Annotated in this window: 10 protein-coding genes; 3 read left to right on the top strand and 7 right to left on the bottom strand. The window is 66.5% G+C overall.

All coding sequences use genetic code 11. The features are described from left to right. Positions 1 to 100: 100 nt before the first annotated feature. From K5658_RS16460 to K5658_RS16445, 4 genes are read right to left on the bottom strand one after another with little or no spacing between them, the layout of a single operon-like run. Positions 101 to 1576, bottom strand: a complete 1476-nt coding sequence (locus tag K5658_RS16460) for an efflux transporter outer membrane subunit (RefSeq protein WP_221064181.1) — start codon at positions 1574 to 1576, stop codon at positions 101 to 103. Next, on the bottom strand, positions 1573 to 4671 hold the full coding sequence (locus K5658_RS16455; RefSeq protein WP_221064180.1) for a multidrug efflux RND transporter permease subunit: 3099 nt from the start codon (positions 4669 to 4671) through the stop codon (positions 1573 to 1575). The genes K5658_RS16460 and K5658_RS16455 overlap by 4 nt, the downstream gene beginning before the upstream one ends. Next, on the bottom strand, positions 4668 to 7799 hold the full coding sequence (locus K5658_RS16450) for an MdtB/MuxB family multidrug efflux RND transporter permease subunit (protein WP_221064179.1): 3132 nt from the start codon (positions 7797 to 7799) through the stop codon (positions 4668 to 4670). Before K5658_RS16450 ends, K5658_RS16455 begins: the two co-directional genes overlap by 4 nt. Further along, positions 7796 to 9028 carry an MdtA/MuxA family multidrug efflux RND transporter periplasmic adaptor subunit gene (locus K5658_RS16445; RefSeq protein ID WP_221064178.1) on the bottom strand — a complete coding sequence of 411 codons (1233 nt, stop codon included), beginning with the start codon at positions 9026 to 9028 and terminating at the stop codon, positions 7796 to 7798. Before K5658_RS16445 ends, K5658_RS16450 begins: the two co-directional genes overlap by 4 nt. 408 nt (positions 9029 to 9436) lie before the next feature. Between K5658_RS16445 and pgaB the strand changes: the two genes are divergently transcribed. From pgaB to pgaD, 3 genes are read left to right on the top strand one after another with little or no spacing between them, the layout of a single operon-like run. Beyond that, a complete protein-coding gene (pgaB, locus tag K5658_RS16440) occupies positions 9437 to 11374 on the top strand; it encodes a poly-beta-1,6-N-acetyl-D-glucosamine N-deacetylase PgaB (RefSeq protein ID WP_246628470.1) in 1938 nt (645 codons plus the stop codon). Between the two features lie 14 nt (positions 11375 to 11388). Beyond that, positions 11389 to 12801: a poly-beta-1,6-N-acetyl-D-glucosamine synthase gene (pgaC, locus tag K5658_RS16435; protein ID WP_246628469.1), complete on the top strand. Its 1413-nt coding sequence runs from the start codon at positions 11389 to 11391 to the stop codon at positions 12799 to 12801. Next, the gene (gene pgaD, locus K5658_RS16430; protein ID WP_221064177.1) at positions 12791 to 13231 is read left to right on the top strand and encodes a poly-beta-1,6-N-acetyl-D-glucosamine biosynthesis protein PgaD; all 441 of its coding nucleotides are present in this window, start codon (positions 12791 to 12793) and stop codon (positions 13229 to 13231) included. Before pgaC ends, pgaD begins: the two co-directional genes overlap by 11 nt. 573 nt (positions 13232 to 13804) lie before the next feature. On the opposite strand, the gene K5658_RS16425 is transcribed toward pgaD, so the two are convergent. From K5658_RS16425 to K5658_RS16415, 3 genes are read right to left on the bottom strand one after another with little or no spacing between them, the layout of a single operon-like run. Then, positions 13805 to 14611 carry an ATP-binding cassette domain-containing protein gene (locus K5658_RS16425; RefSeq protein ID WP_221064176.1) on the bottom strand — a complete coding sequence of 269 codons (807 nt, stop codon included), beginning with the start codon at positions 14609 to 14611 and terminating at the stop codon, positions 13805 to 13807. A gap of 8 nt (positions 14612 to 14619) precedes the next feature. Continuing rightward, a complete protein-coding gene (gene ssuC, locus K5658_RS16420; RefSeq protein ID WP_221064175.1) occupies positions 14620 to 15396 on the bottom strand; it encodes an aliphatic sulfonate ABC transporter permease SsuC in 777 nt (258 codons plus the stop codon). Between the two features lie 16 nt (positions 15397 to 15412). Further along, positions 15413 to 16411 carry a sulfonate ABC transporter substrate-binding protein gene (locus tag K5658_RS16415; protein ID WP_221064174.1) on the bottom strand — a complete coding sequence of 333 codons (999 nt, stop codon included), beginning with the start codon at positions 16409 to 16411 and terminating at the stop codon, positions 15413 to 15415. Positions 16412 to 16427 lie beyond the last annotated feature (16 nt).

The following is a 16427-nucleotide window of genomic DNA, read 5'->3' as shown; positions in this document are numbered from 1 at the left end:
AAGCCTCCTAAGGGCTGGGGGATGAAAAGACCGGCCTGGACCGGCGGGGTGGGCGGGATTGTACGGCCCGCCCTGGACTTGAAGCGGGTGCCGGGCCCGCCTAGCGCACCGGCACCGGGAAATATTCATACCATTCGACTTCGCCGCCCGCCTGTTCCGGGGTGGGCAGGGCCGATGCCCGCCAGCCGCCGCCCAGCGCCTTGACCAGCAGCACCGCCGCCACCATGCGGTCGCCCAACACCTGCACCGCCGTCCGCTCGTTGTCGAGGGCCGCGGCTTGGACGATCATCACGTCCAGATAGCTGGTGATGCCCGCTTGATATTGGTTGTGGGCCAGCGCGACCGACTCGCGGGCGGCCCGCACCGCCTTGGCCTGCACCGCGTATTCCTGTTCCAGGATACGCAGGGCGGCCAGTTGGTCCTCCACTTCCTGGAAGCCGGTCAACACCGTTTGGCGATAGGCGGCGGCGCTGGCGTCGAAGGCGTCGATGGCCTGTTTCATCTGGGCGCTGCGGGCGCCGCCGTCGAACATCAGCAGGGACAGCGAGGCCGGACCCAAGGCCCAGTAGCGCCGGGCCGCGTTGAAGAGGTTGGAGAGGCTGTAGCTCTGGAAGCCCGTGGACGCGGACAGGGTCAGGGTCGGGAAATAAGCCGCCTTGGCCACGCCGATCTTGGCATTGGCGGCGGCGACCTGGCGCTCGGCGGCGGCGATATCGGGCCGTCGTTCCAGCAATTCCGACGGGACGCCCGCCGGGATCGGCGGCGGCTTGGCGGTGAGCGGCGCGGCGGCGAGGTCCAGCGCCGACGGCGGTTTCCCGGCCAGTACCGCCACGGCGTGTTCCAATTGCGCCCGTTGCACGCCCAGGTCGATGGCCTGCGCCCGCGCCGATTCCAGTTGCATCTCGGCCTGGACCACGTCGGATTTGGCCGCGACCCCCACGCCATAGCGGTTGCGGGTCAATTCCAAGGTCTTGGCATAGGCGGCCACGGTATCGTCCAGCACCTTTTTCTGGGCATCCAAAGCCCGTAGCTGGAAATAATCCTGGGCCAGGGTGGCCTGGACCGAAAGCCGCACGCCTTGCAGGGTGGCGGCGCTGGCCTGGGCGCTGGCCTCGCTGGATTCCACTTGCCGCCGCACCGCCCCCCACAAATCCGGTTCCCAACTGGCGTTGAGCGCCAGGTTGAACAGGTTGCGGACCCCCGACACCGCCACGCTTTGTCCGCTGGCTGCCCGCGAGCGGTTGGTCGAAGCGGTGGCCGAGCCGGTCGGGGCGAAGGACGACCAGGCCGATTGCACCAAAGCCTGGGCTTGGCGGTACTGGGCCTCGGCCTGGGCGATGGAAAAGTTGTCGCGGGTGGCGGCTTGTTCCAGCGCGTTCAATTGCGGGTCGCCGAAGATTTCCCACCATGCGCCGGGCAGGGCGTGGTCGCGGGGCTCCGCCGGTTTCCAGCCCTGGGCTTCCTTGAACGCGGCGGGGGCCGGGGTTTCCGGTTTGATGTAATCCGGCCCGACGGCGCAACTCGCGAGCAAGGCCAGCGCGAGGGCGGTCCCCGTGGGTTTCGCTGCTGGGATCATGGCGCGGCCTTTCCTGCGCGGGGGCCGATCCAACGTTGGAACCGGTCCAGATAGAGATAAACCACCGGTGTGGTGTAGAGCGTGAGCAACTGGCTGGCGATCAAGCCGCCGAAAATGGCGATCCCCAGGGGACGGCGCAACTCCGAACCATAGCCGGTGCCGAGGGCCAAGGGCAAGGCCCCGAACAAGGCCGCGCAGGTGGTCATCAGGATGGGCCGGAACCTCAAGGCGCAGGCGGCGGAAATGGCTTCGCGGGTGCCCATGCCCAGCACCCGCTCCGCGTGCAGGGCGAAGTCGATCATCATGATGGCGTTCTTCTTGACGATGCCGATGAGGAGGATGACGCCGACCAGGGCGATCAAGCTGAATTCGGTCCCGGAAGCCAGGAGGGCGAGCAAAGCCCCGACCCCGGCGGACGGCAGGGTGGACAGGATGGTCAAGGGATGCACATAGCTCTCGTAGAGGATGCCCAGGACGATATAGATGGTCGCCAGGGCGGCGAGGATCAGCCAGGGCTGGTTGGCCAGGGATTCCTGGAACACCTTGGCCGTGCCCTGGAAGCTGCCGTGGATCGATTCCGGCACGCCCAGTTCGTCCAGGGTTTCGCGGATGGCGCGGGTGGCGTCCGACAGCGAAGCGCCGGGCTTGAGGTTGAAGGACACCGTCGCCGCCGCGAATTGGCCCTGGTGGTTGACCGAGAGCGGCGCGTTGGTCGGCCCGAAACGGGCGATGGCGGTCAAGGGCACGTTCGCGCCCTCCGGCTGCGCGGCGCTGGGCGGAACCCGTAGGTACAGGGCGTTCAGGCTTTCCGGTCGTTGCCAATATTCGGGGGCCAGTTCCATCACCACATGGTATTGGTTCAAGGGGTTGTAGATCACCGAAACCTGGCGCTGGCCGAAGGCGTCGTTCAAGGTGGCGTCGATCTGGGCCAGGGTCAGGCCCAGCCGCGCCGCCGCGGCGCGGTCGATGGTCAAGCCGATTTGCTGGCCCTTGTCCTGCTGGTCGGTGTTGACATCGGCGAGTTCGGGCCGGCCGGCCAAGCCCTTGACGATCCGGGGCGTCCAGGCGCGGAGGTCTTCCAGGCTTTCCGCCTGTAGCGAATATTGGAACAGCGCCCCCGCCATCCTGCCGCCGACCCGGAGGTCCTGGGCCGGTTGCAGGAATAGGTTGGCCCCCGGTTCCCGGCCCAGGTGTTGGCGCAGGCGGCCCATGATCTGGTCCAGGGACGCGCCCCGTTCCGCCGGCGGTTTCAGTTCCGCGAACATCAGGCCGCTGTTGCCGCCCTGCTGCCCACCGATGAAGCCCACCACGCTCGAAATGGCCGGGTCTTGGCGGACGATATCCACGAAATCGGCCAATTTCTGCCGCATGGCCTGGGAAGAAATGCCCTGGTCGGCCTGGATCATCCCCATCAATCTCCCGCTATCCTGCGTCGGGAAAAAGCCCTTGGGGATGATGGCGTACAAATGGAAGTTCAGGGCCACCGTCGCCAGCAGGAGCAAGACCATCAGCGGCCCATGGTCCAAGGCCCAGCGGAGGCTGCGTTCGTAACCCCGTTGCAAACCCAGGAACGCGGCCCCGGCCCAGGCCTGGACGCGGCCCTGCCGCCGGGGTTCGGATTTTTTGAGCCAGCGGGCGCACAGCATGGGCGTGGTGGTCAGCGACACCAGCAGCGACACCAGCACCGCGCTGGACAAAGTGACCGCGAATTCGCGGAACAAGCGCCCCACGATCCCGCCCATCAGCAACAGCGGGATGAACACCGCGATCAAAGATAGGCTCATCGACAGCACCGTGAAACCCACTTCCCCCGCCCCGCGCATCGCGGCCCGGAACGGCGGTTCGCCTTGCTCGATATGGCGGGCGGTGTTTTCCAAGACCACGATGGCGTCGTCCACCACGAAGCCGGTGGCGATGGTCAGGGCCATCAGCGAGAGATTGTCGAGGCTATAGCCGCACAGATACATCACGCCGAAGGTGCCGACCAGGGACACCGGCACGGCGACGCTGGGAATCAAGGTCGAGCGCGGGTCGCGCAGGAACGCGAACACGACCAGGATCACCAAGACCACGGCGATATAAAGGCTGCGCTCCACCTCGTCCACCGATTCCCGGATGGTGGCGGAACGGTCCATGGCCAGGGAGAGGTCGATGGCCGCTGGAATCGAGGCCCGCAATTGCGGCAACAGGGTTTTGATCCGCTCCACGGTCGCGATGATATTGGCACCGGGTTGTTTGCTCAGGATCAAGAGCACCGAGGGCTTGCCGTCCTTGAGGCCGGCGTTGCGCATATCCTCCACCGAATCCACCGCCCCGCCCAGGTCGGCGATGCGTACCGCCGCGCCATTGCGGTAGGCCACGATCAAGGGCAGATATTCGGCGGCGGTCTTGGCCTGGTCGTTGGCCTGGATTTGCCAGACCCGGTCCCCGGCTTCGACCACGCCCTTGGGCCGGTTGGCATTGCTGGCGGCGAGGGCGGCGCGGACCTCCTCCAGGCCGATGCCGTATTGGCCCAGGGCCGCCGGATTCAATTCCACCCGCACGGCGGGTAATGAACTGCCGCCGACGGTCACTTGGCCGATGCCTTGGATTTGGGCGATTTTCTGGGCCAGGATGGTCGAGGCCGCGTCGTACATCTGGCCGCGGGTCATCGTGTCCGAGGTCAAGGCCAGGATCATGATCGGCGAATCCGCCGGGTTGATCTTGCGGTAGTTGGGGCGGCTCGGCAGGTTGGTGGGCAGGAGTCCCGCCGCCGCGTTGATGGCCGCTTGCACATCGCGGGCGGCCCCGTCGATATCCCGGTTCAAATCGAATTGCAGGGTGATGCGGGTCGAGCCCTGGGAACTGGACGAAGTCATCTCGGTGACGCCGGCGATCCGGCCCAAGGATCGCTCCAAGGGCGTCGCCACCGTCGCCGCCATGGTCTCCGGGCTGGCACCGGGCAGGTTCGCCATCACCGCGATGGTCGGGAAATCCACCTGGGGCAGGGGAGCCACCGGCAGCCGGAAGAAGGCGACCATCCCGGCCAAGGCCACGCCCAAGGTCAACAAGGTGGTGGCGACCGGGCGGCGGATGCACACGGCGGAGAGATTCACGGCGGCACCCCGTCGGCATCCTCCGCCGGCCCGGTTTCCAGGCGGCGGGCGAGGCGGTCGAAGGTCAGATAAATCACCGGCGTGGTGAACAAGGTCAACATCTGGCTGAGCAGCAAGCCGCCCACCAGGGCGAGGCCCAACGGTTGGCGCAGCTCCGAACCCATGCCGCTCCCCAGCATCAAGGGCAGGGCGCCGAGCAGCGCCGCCAAGGTCGTCATCAGGATCGGGCGGAAGCGTAGCAAACACGCCTGGAAAATGGCCTCGTGCGGCGGCTTGCCCTCCTTGCGCTCAGCTTCCAGGGCGAAGTCGATCATCATGATGGCGTTCTTCTTGACGATGCCGATCAACAGGACCAGGCCGATGACGGCGATGATCCCGAGTTCGGTGTCCGCCAGCAGCAAGGCCAACAGGGCACCGACCCCGGCGGACGGCAAGGTCGAAAGGATGGTGATGGGATGGATATAGCTCTCGTAGAGGACGCCCAACACGATGTACACCGTGACCAGGGCGGCGAGGATCAGCCACAGCGTATTGGACAGCGACGCGCCGAAAGCCAGGGTCGCGCCCTGATAGGCGGTATGCACGCTGGCGGGCAGGCCGATATCGGCCTTGGCGCGTTCGATGGCGTCCACCGCCTGGCCCAGCGCCGCGCCGGGGGCCAGGTTGAAAGAAAGGGTGGAGGCCGGGAATTGGCCCAGATGGTTCACCGCCAGCGGGGCCGGGCGTTCCGAGACCGTGGCGATGGCCGACAGCGGGACTTGGGTGCCATTGCTGGATGGGATGCGCAACTGGTCCAAAGCTGCCGGGCCGACGCGGAATTCCGGCTTTACTTCCAACACCACCCGGTATTGGTTGGATTGGGTGAAGAGGGTCGAGACCAAGCGTTGCCCGAAGGCGTCGTACAGGGCGTTGTCGATGGCCGCCGCCGTGATGCCCAGCCGCCCGGCGGTGGCACGGTCGATGGCGAGGTACACCTGCAAGCCCCGGTCTTGCAGGTCGCTGGCGACATCGGCCAGTTCCTTCGCGCCGGCCAGCCGCTCCACCAAGCGCCGGGTCCAGAGGGCCAATGCCTCGGGATCGGCGCTTTCCAGGGTGAACTGGTATTGGGTGCGGCTGATGCGGGATTCGATGGTCAAATCTTGCACCGGCTGTAGATAGAGCTGGATGCCTTCGACCTGGGCGAGGCGCGGTTGCAGCCGCCGGATGACCGCCGAGGCATGGATGCGGCGGACTTCCAAGGGTTTCAGGTTGATGAGGAAGCGGCCCGCGTTAAGCGTGGGATTGGTACCATCGACACCGACGAAAGAAGACAGGCTTTCCACCGCCGGGTCTTCCAATACCACGCGGGCCAGGGCTTGCTGGCGCTCGGCCATGGCGGCGAAAGAGATGCTTTGCGGCGCTTCGGAAACGCCCTGGATGATGCCGGTGTCCTGTACCGGGAAGAAGCCCTTGGGCACCAGCACATACAGCGCCACCGTCAGCGCCAGGGTCGATAGCGCCGCGAGCAGGGCCGCGCCCTGGTGCCGCAACACCCATTCCAGCATCCGGCCATAGCCCGCGATCATGCGGTCGAAGAACCGGCCCGTGGCGCGGTGGAAGCGGCCTTCCGTTGCCTCTTCGGTCCGGCGCAGCAGTTTGGCGCACATCATCGGCGTCAAGGTCAGCGATACCACGGCGGAAATCAAAATCGCCACGGCCAGGGTCACGGCGAATTCCCGGAACAAGCGCCCCACCACATCGCCCATGAACAGCAGCGGGATCAAGGCCGCCACCAGCGACACCGTCAGCGAAATGATGGTGAAGCCGATTTGCTCCGATCCCTTGAGCGCGGCCCGCAACGGCGATTCGCCTTGCTCGACGTAGCGCGAAATGTTCTCGATCACCACGATGGCGTCGTCCACCACGAAGCCGGTGGCGATGGTCAAGGCCATCAGGGTCAGGTTGTTGATGCTGAACCCGGCGAAATACATCGCCCCGAACGTCCCGACCAAGGACAGCGGCACGGCGACGGCGGGGATGGCGGTGGCGGCGGCGCTACGCAGGAACACGAAGATCACCGCCACCACCAGGACCACGGCCAGCACCAACTCGGCCAGCACATCCCGCACCGATGCGCGGATGCTGGCGGTGCGGTCGGTCAGTGGCACCACTTCCACATCGGGGGGCAGGGCCGCCCGCAACTCCGGCAGCAAGCGCTGGATGCGGTCCACCACTTCGATGACGTTCGCTCCCGGCTGGCGCTGGATATTGACGATGACCGCCGCGTCGTCGTTGGCCCAGGCCGCGAGCCGGATATTCTCGGCGGCGTCCACGGCGTCGGCGACATCGGCCAGCCGCACCGGACGGCCATTGCGGTAGGCGATCACCAATTCCCGGTATTCCGCCGCCGAATGCAGCTGATCGTTGGCGGCGATGGTGGCGGCGCGGGCCGGGCCGTCGAACATGCCCTTGGGTTGGTTCACATTGGCGGCGGCGAGGGCGGCGCGGAGGTCTTCCAGCCCTAGGTTATAGCTGGCGAGCGCCGCCGGATTGGCCTGGATACGCACCGCCGGGCGCTGCCCCCCGGCGATGGACACCAGCCCCACGCCGGGCAATTGGGCGATCTTCTGCGCCAACCGGGTATCGACCAAATCCTCCACCTTGGGCAGGGGCAGGTTTTGCGAGCGCACGGCCAGGGTCAGGATCGGCGCGTCGGCGGGATTGACCTTGCTGTAGACCGGCGGCATGGGCAGGTCGGTGGGCAGGAAGCTGACGGCGGCGTTGATCGCGGCTTGGACTTCCTGTTCGGCGATATCCAGGCTCAGGTCGAGGGTGAATTGCAGGGTGATGACCGAAGCGCCGCCGGAACTGGTGGAGGACATTTGGTTCAGGCCCGGCATCTGGCCGAACTGGCGTTCCAAGGGCGCGGTGATGGCCGAGGCCGCGACTTCGGGGCTGGCACCGGGGTAGAGCGCCACCACCTGGATGGTCGGATAATCCACCTGGGGCAGGGCCGACACCGGCAGGGTCCGGTAGGCCAGGAAGCCCGCCAATAGCAGGGCCAGCATCAGCAAGGAAGTGGCGACCGGCCTCAGGATGAACAGGCGCGAGGGATTGAAGGACGCGGATGGCGCGTCTACAACGCTCATCGGCGCTGGCCCCGCTGGGCCGGGTCCGGCTTGGGTTCCGTCGGCTCCGTTTGGCGTTGGCCGTCGCGCTGGACCAGTGCGACCTGGGTGCCTTCGCGGAGCTTGTCGGTGCCGTCCACCACCACCAGTTCGCCCGGCGCGAGGCCTTGTAGCACCGCCGTCTTGTCTCCTTCCGTCGGTCCGGTCGCCACGGGACGTACCGTCGCCGTCCGGTCGTCCCGCACCACATAGACGAAGCTGCCGTTGACGCCATGCTGGATCGCGGCGGCGGGCACCACCGTGGCCGCCGCCAGGGTATCCAGGTTCATGCGGATATTCACGAACTGGTTGGAAAACAGCGCTTGGTCCGCGTTCGGGAAGCGGGCCTTGAGCTTGAAGGTGCCGGTGGTGGGATCGACTTGGTTGTCCACCGCGTAGACCACGCCCTCGGCCAGCCGGTTTTTGCCTTGGCGGTCGTAGGCGGCGACGGGGATTTCCTGGCCCGGATGCCAGCGCCGCATCACGGGCCGCAGTTCGTCCTCGGGCAGGGTGAAGACCACGGCGATGGGTTCGATCTGGGTGATGACCACCAGCCCGCCGCTATCGCTGGCGTGGACGATATTGCCCGGATCGACCAAGCGCAGCCCGACCCGCCCGGTGATCGGGGCGGTCACGCGGGCATAGGTGAGTTGCAGCCTGGCGTTCGCCACCTGCGCCCGGTCGGTTTCGACCGTACCCCGGTATTGCTTGACCAGGGATTCCTGGGTGACGACCTGCTGGGACGCGATGGAATCCTGATTCAACAGGGTCCGGTAGCGCTGCAGGTCCAGTTCGGCGTTCTGCAACAGGGCTTCGTCCCGCGCCAGTTGGCCCTCGGCCTGTTGCAACTGCACATTGAAAGGCCGGGGGTCGATCTCGGCCAGGAGTTCGCCCTGCCGGACCGTTTGGCCTTCCTGATAGGCCACCCGGACCAATTCGCCATCGACGCGGGGCCGCACCGTCACGGTATGCAGCGCGGTCACGGTCCCGAGTCCGGTCAGGTAGATCGGGAAATCCTCGCGGCTGGCGGTGGTGGCGGCGACCGGTATCGCCGGGGCCATCCTGGCCGGGGGAGGCGCTGGGGGCGGGGTGGCGGCGAAGTGTTGGTAGGTCCAGGCCGCCAGCGCGGTCAGCGGCAACAAAGCCAGCCAGCGCAGCTTGGAAAATCCCGGCGGGGTCGCCGCCGCGGGGGGGGTCTCTGTGGCTTTCATCGGGATGGCGGGAAAAGGCGGCTTGGAGGGCATCGATCTATTGGGGGCGGTCCGGCTAGGGGCGGGGGTTACCGGGGGCCGGTGTCGGGGTGGCGCACGGTGTCTTGGGTCTATGCTAATTCATGGGGTTGATGAAATGCGTTCCTAAAGCGTTGCTTTTACATTTTTTTACATGGCTTCGCCGCAAGGGCATGGACAGCCCCAGCCCCGCGATCCAGCGGACACCCGCCGCGACTCGGGGCGGTGTCGGCGTAACCCGCCGGATTGGGGGAACGGCTTGCGGTTTTCATGGGATGGCAGGCTTCCGGGACCGCTGTAACCTTGTGCGTGTCGAAATCCCGCCTAGGATTAAAGCCGCCCCTCCCGGCCTGGTTCGTCCGCGACCGGCCTCCGTCCATCCATGGGTCTATGTTCAAGAAATATTCGCTGTTCATGCTGTTCTGCTTATGCCTGGGTTTCGGTGCCCAGGGCCGGACCGCCGATGCTTTCATCGCGCTGTCCTACCACGAAGTCGAAGACGAGGTGCCGCCTTCGGAAGCGCTGGGCCGCACCGTGGTCAGCCTCGCCAATCTCAAGGCCCAGTTCGCCTGGCTCAAACAAAACGGCTACCGCGCCATCCGCGTCCAGGACTTGGTCGATGCCCAGGCGGGCCGCAAGCACCTACCGGACAAGGCGGTCTTGCTGACTTTCGACGATGGCTATGCCGATTTTTATCGCAAGGTCTTCCCCTTGCTCAAGCAGTACCACTATCCGGCCTTGATCGCCCTGGTGGATTCCTGGTTGGATGTGCCGCCCGGCGGCAAGGTGCCCTACGGCGAGGAAGAACCCTGGGCCCGCAGCGATTTCCTGGGGTGGGACCAGGTGCGGGAAGTGGTCCGCTCCGGGTTGGTGGAAGTGGCCTCGCACAGCCACGACGGCCATCACGGCCTGATCGGCAATCCCCAGGGCAATACCCAACCGGCCCTGACCACCCGCCGCTACGATGCCGCATCCGGGCGCTACGAAAGCGATGCCGAATACCGCGAGCGTATCCAGGGCGACCTGCGGCGCAGCGCCGACATCCTGCGCCAGCGTACCGGACAGCGGCCCAGGGTGGTGGCCTGGCCCTATGGCGAATACAACCAAGCCCTGCTCGACGCGGCGCGGGACGCCGGGATGCCCATCACCCTGGGATTGGCCGATGGCCGCAATACCCTGGCCGACCTGCCCGCCGTGAAGCGGCTATTGGTGGCCGAGAACCCGGATATCGACGGCTTCGCCCAGATGATGACCCGCCTCCGGGCCGACCGTCCGTTGCGGGTGGCGCATGTCGATATCGACTATCTCTACGATCCCGACCCGGCCCAGACCGAGCATAACCTGGGTTTGTTGCTGGACCGGCTGCGGACGATGCACGCCAATACCGTATTCCTGCAAGCCTATGCCGATCCCGACGGCGACGGCAATGCCGAAGCCCTGTATTTCCCGAACCGCCACCTGCCGGTGCGGGCCGATTTGTTCAACCGGGTGGCGTGGCAGATCAAAACCAGGGTCCGGGCCAAGGTCTATGCCTGGATGCCGGTGTTGGCGTTCCGGGTCGCGCGCCCGGACGATTGGTTCGTCCACGAGTGGAAGGACGGCCAGCCGCGCTTGTCCAGCCATGTCTATAAGCGCCTGTCGCCCTTCAAGCCGGAGGCCCGCCAGCTGATCGGCGAGATTTACGAAGACCTCGCCAAGCACGCCAACTTCGCCGGGCTGCTGTTCCACGACGACGCTTTGCTCTCCGATTACGAGGATGTGGGTCCGGCGGGGCTGGCCGACCTGCGCCAAGTCCGCGACCTGCCGCAGGATTTCGCCGGGCTGCACGCCAGCCCCGACAACCGGATGCGCTGGGCCCGGCACAAGACCGCCGCCCTCGATGCTTTCACCCAGGAACTCGCGGAACGGGCGCGGCGCTACCGGCCTACGCTCAAGACCGCCCGCAACCTCTACGCCTTACCCTTGCTCAAGCCTTATTCGGAGGAATGGTTCGCCCAATCCTACGCCGCCGCCCTGGCCGATTACGACTATGTGGCGGTCGAGGCCATGCCGTTCATGGAAGAAGCGGACAATCCCGACGCCTGGCTGACCGAGCTGGTGCTGAAAGCCGCCTTATATCCCGATGGCCTCCGCAAAACCGTGTTCGAGCTGCAAAGCGTGGACTGGCGCAACCATAGCGACATTCCCATGGACGTGTTCCTCAAGCAAATGCGGCGGGTGCAGGAACTCGGGGCCGTGCATCTCGGCTATTACCCGGACAACCCGTTCCGCGACCAGCCCCGCGCCCAGGACTTGGAACCCGTTTTTGCCTTGCCGCCCGCGCCCTGACCCCGGACCTCGATATGAAACCTTGCCCCGCCGTCCTGGACGGCTTCATTCACTGCCTGGATGGGCTAACCGCGCCGCTGGCCGCGGCCGGGCCGGATTTCTTGATGTTCGAAGCGGCTTTGGAGCGCCAAGCCGCTTCCGCCCTGGATTGGCTGGCCGGCTTGCCGTGGCCCTGGCTGGACCAGGGGATTTCGGCCTTCGTGTTCTACTATCCCTTGTTCATGGCCTATGCCTGGATGATCGGGGCCGGGATTTTCTACCTGCGCTGGGAGCGGCCCCAACACCGGGCCGGGCGGCGCGTGCCCGACCTGCCGCAACAGCCGCCGGTCTCCATCCTGATCCCCTGCTACAACGAGGGGGCGACCCTGCGCGAAACCCTCGGCTATCTGCGGCGGCTGGACTATCCCCAGTACGAGATCATCGCCATCAACGACGGCAGCCGCGACAACACCTTGGATATCCTGGAGGAATTGGCGCTCGATTTCCCGGCGCTGCGGGTGCTGAATCTGGCCTCGAACCAGGGCAAGGCGGTGGCGCTCCGAACCGCCGCCCTGCTCGCCAATAGCGAATACCTCATCTGCATCGACGGCGACGCCCTGTTGGACCCGGATGCCATTCCCTGGCTGCTGCGCCATTTCCTGGACGATCCCCGCGTCGGGGCCGTGACCGGCAATCCGCGCATCCGCACCCGCTCCACCTTGCTGGGCAAGCTCCAGGTCGGCGAGTTCTCCGCCATCATCGGCCTCATCAAACGCGCCCAGCGGGTCTATGGGCGGATTTTCACCGTGTCGGGGGTGATCGCGGCCTTCCGTCGCAGCGCCTTGCACCGGGTCGGCTATTGGAGCCCGGACATGGTCACGGAAGACATCGATATCAGTTGGAAGCTGCAACTGGACGGTTGGCAATTGCGCTACGAACCCCGCGCCCTGTGCTGGGTGCTGATGCCGGAAACCCTGGCTGGGCTGTGGCGGCAGCGGGTGCGCTGGGCGCAGGGCGGGGCGGAAGTGTTGCTGCGCTATGGCCGGTCGGTCTGGCGCTGGTCGGCCCGGCGGCTGTGGCCGATCTATCTCGAATGCCTGGCGGGCTATGTCTGGGCGCACCTGATGGTGTTGGCGCTGTTGGGCTGGGCGCTGCATCCGTCCCGCGACTTCTGGGATGCCCTGGTGCCCGACTGGACCGGGATGCTGCTCAGCGTGACCTGCTTGGCGCAGTTCGCGGTCAGCATGGCCATCGACGCCCGCTACGAAGCCCACGGCAACGGCCAGCCGGGCCGCTACTATTATTGGATGATCTGGTACCCCCTGGCCTACTGGCTCATCAATGTCGGCACCACCGTGGCCGGGATGGCGCGGGCCTTGCGCAAGCGCCGGGGCCAACGGGCGGTGTGGGTTACTTTGGATAGAGGAGTTTTCAAACGTGACGATTGAACTCGTCATCGACCAACCCGCTTGGCAGAATCCGCGCCAACGGCTGGCTTCCTGGGCGCTGCTGCTGTGCGGCTGGGCCTTGTGGCTCTATTTCGCCTTTCCTTTCGTCGAATTGTGCGGCTGGTGGCTGGACGTGCGGGTTTGCTCCTGGTGGGTGAACCTGTCGGGCGGCTCTTTGAGCCTGCGCATCCTGTTGTTCCTGTACGGCAAGACCCTGGCCGGCCTCCTGGGCGGCTGGTGCGCCTGGACGGTCTATAACGACCACCGGGAGCGGCGGCGGCCCGCCCCCTGTCCGCTGCCCGTGCCGCAGGAAGACCTGCGGCGCGAATTCGGCGTGGGCGGACGGCAACTCGCCCTGGCCCGGAACAGCCGCCATACCACGGTCCATTTCGATGCCGCCGGGCGGATCCTCAAATTGGAGGTGCGCTAGCCCGGACCCGTGCTTGCCCTGGACGGCACCCGTTGAAGACGGGCGTCCGCACGCACAAGCGCCCCCATTGAAGCGGGGGGCAGGAATCCAGGCCAACGGTGCCGGTTTGGGGAACGGCCCTGGACCCGATCCCCTTGCACGAGGAGGTCGGTTCTTTGGGCCGGGTCAGCCATCGGGTCGCGTCCACCCTGGTCCTGCGTGCCGTTTCCGATACCGCCGCGGCGGATCAGGGCAGGTTGGAACCCGGCACACTGGGGATCAAGCGGAAGCTGGGCGGGGGGAGCTATACCGCCGCCGCCCAGGGTCCGCGACGATTGGCTCGATATCGAACACGATTCCCAACGCGGTTTCGTCGCCGCCGCTTTCGTCGAACTGCTCGATCCGGCCTCGGCCCATCCGAGCGATATCCTTTTCACCTACGAACCCGGCGGGCGTTGGACAAGACCGCGCGGCAGGACGGTTTGCCGCAACGGGGAATACAGGGAGTCCGGGCGTCCGAGACCATGGCGGAAACCGACCGCGCCCGGATCGATGCTTGGGAACCGGCGTCCCTGCATTCAGGTTGGAAATGCCCTAATCGGCGATCAAATGGATATCGGGCTTGCTGCCGGGTTGGCCTAGCACCTGTTCCAAGACCCGGCCTTCGAGGGTGGCGTAGCGGATATCGCCGCGCTGGCGGGGCCGGGGCAGGGCGATGGGCAGGTCCAGGCCGATCCGGCCCTGTTCCAGCATCACCACCCGGTCGGCGAGGGCCACGGCCTCGGCCACGTCGTGGGTGACCAGCAAGGCCGTGAAGCCCCGCGCCAGCCATAGCCGTTCGATCAACCGCTGCATCTCGATCCGGGTCAGGGCGTCCAACGCGCCCAAGGGTTCGTCCAGCAACAACAACCGGGGTTGGCTGACCAGGGCGCGGGCCAGGGCCACCCGTTGCCGCTGGCCGCCGGACAGCACCGTCGGCCAATCCCCGGCCCGCTCCGCCAAACCGACTTGGCGCAGGGCGTCGAGCGCCGCCGCCCGCCAATCCCCGGCCAAGCCCAACCCCACATTGTCCAACACGGTTTTCCAGGGCAGCAGGCGGGCTTCCTGGAACATCACCCGCACCGCGGCCGTGGGGAGTTCCGGTGCGCGGCCCGCGATGGCGAGGGTCCCGGCGTCCGGGCTTTCCAACCCGGCGGCGAGGCGGAGCAGGGTGCTTTTGCCGCAGCCGCTACGCCCGACCAGGGCGACGAATTGGCCGGCCTGGATATCGAGGTCCAGATCGGCCAAAACCCGGTGAGGGCCGTAGGCCTTGACCACGCCCGCGAGTTTCAGGGCCGCGCCGGTGGCGGACGGGGCGGCGGGGCCGGGCGGGGCGGTTAGGTTCAAGGAGGCGAGTCCCATGCTGTCGGTCACTCCGCTTGGTAGGACGGGTGCCAGCGCAACCAGCGCCGTTCCAGGCCACGAGCCAGGGCGTCGGCGGCCTTGCCCAGCAGGGCGTAGAGCAGGATCGCCAGCACCACCACATCGGTTTGCATGAATTCGCGGGCGCTCATGGCGAGATAGCCGATGCCGGAGGTGGTGGCAATGGTTTCCGCCACGATCAGGGTCAGCCACATGAAGCCCAGGGCATAGCGCACCCCGACCAGGATCGAGGGCAGCGCCGCCGGGAACACCACCGCGCGGAACAGGCCGAAGCCGCCCAGGCCGTAGACCCGGCCCATCTCCAGCAACTGCCGGTCCACGGTGCGCACGCCGTGGAAAGTATTGGCATAGATCGGGAAGAACACCCCCAGCGTGACCAGGAACACCTTGGCCGTCTCGTCGATGCCGAACCAGAGGATGACCAGGGGGATCAAGGCCAGGTGCGGGATATTGCGGATCATCTGCACCGAAGTGTCCAGCAGGCGCTCGGCCAGCGGGAACAGCCCGTTGGCGAGTCCCAAGGCGAAGCCCAAGCCGCCGCCGATGGCGAAGCCCACGGCGGCGCGGGCGGCGCTGATGCCGAGATGCTCGGCCAGCGCCCCCGATGCCGCCAGCTTGAAGGCCGCGTCCCACACTTCCCAAGGCGCGGGAAACACCCGCGCGGAAATCCATCCCAGCTTCGCCGCCCAGAACCACGCGGCCAGCGTGGCGGCGGGCAAGAGCCAGGGCGAGAGGCGGCGGACCCAAGCGGAAATTCCATTCATGCGGTGGCCCCCGCCTTCAAGGTTGATGGGAAAGCAGGCGGTCCCGGAAGACGGGGACCGCGTCGCGAACCTGGATGGCCTTGGGAATCAACCCGATGGAAAACAGGGTGTCGGCGATGCGCTGTTGGTTGTCCAGGAGTTCCGGGGTCACGGGGGTCGCGCCGTAATGGCGGCGCTGGATGGCCGGCACCAGGATATCGGTTTCCAGGCCGGTGTGCTGGGACAGGACTTGCGCCGCTTCCTCGGGATGGGCGGCGGCCCAGGCGTCGGCGTGGGCGATTTCCTCCAGCACGATGCGGATCAATTCCGGGTGGCGCTCGGCGAATTCGCGGCGCGAGGTGTAATTCTCGAAATTGTTGACCAAGCCCCGGCCATCGGCCAGTACCCGCGCCTTGAGCCGGATTTCGGCGGAACCACGGTAGAAATCCCAGATCGCCCAGGCATCCAGCGCCCCCCGCTCGAAAGCGGCGCGGGCGTCGGCGGGGGCCAGATAAATCAATTGGATATCCTTGGGTTCCAGGCCCGCTTGGCGCAGGGCGCGGATCAAGAGGTAATGGGCGTTGGAACCCTTGGCGACCGCCACCCGCTGGCCTTTCAGCCCGGCGAGGTCGTGGATCGGGGAATGCTCCGGCACGACGATGGCTTCGCTTTCCGGCGAGGCGGGTTCCTGGCCGACATAGACCAAGCGCGAACCCTGCGCCGCCTGGGCGAATACCGGCGGGGTTTCCCCGGTGGTGGCGAAATCCAGGCTATCGGCGTTCAAGGCTTCCAGCATGGGCGGCCCGAACGGGAACTCGGCCCAACGCACCGCGACCCCCAAGGGCTGCAAACGCCGCTCCAGATCGCCCTTGGATTCGAGCAGGATCAAGGTGCCGGCCTTTTGATAGCCGATGCGGATTTGCTTGGGCAGGCCATGAGGCTCCTCCACCGCCGGGACCGGCTCCATGAAACACGACAGCAACAGGCCGAGCAGCAGATAGGCCAAAGCTTCCCGCCAAGGCATGGGGATATTCATGGGACCGTGACTCCGG

The sequence above is a fragment of the Methylomagnum ishizawai genome (genome assembly GCF_019670005.1).
GTDB lineage: Bacteria > Pseudomonadota > Gammaproteobacteria > Methylococcales > Methylococcaceae > Methylomagnum > Methylomagnum ishizawai.
Note: the sequence above shows the minus strand (reverse complement) of the source record. Positions and strands in the feature narration are given on the sequence as shown.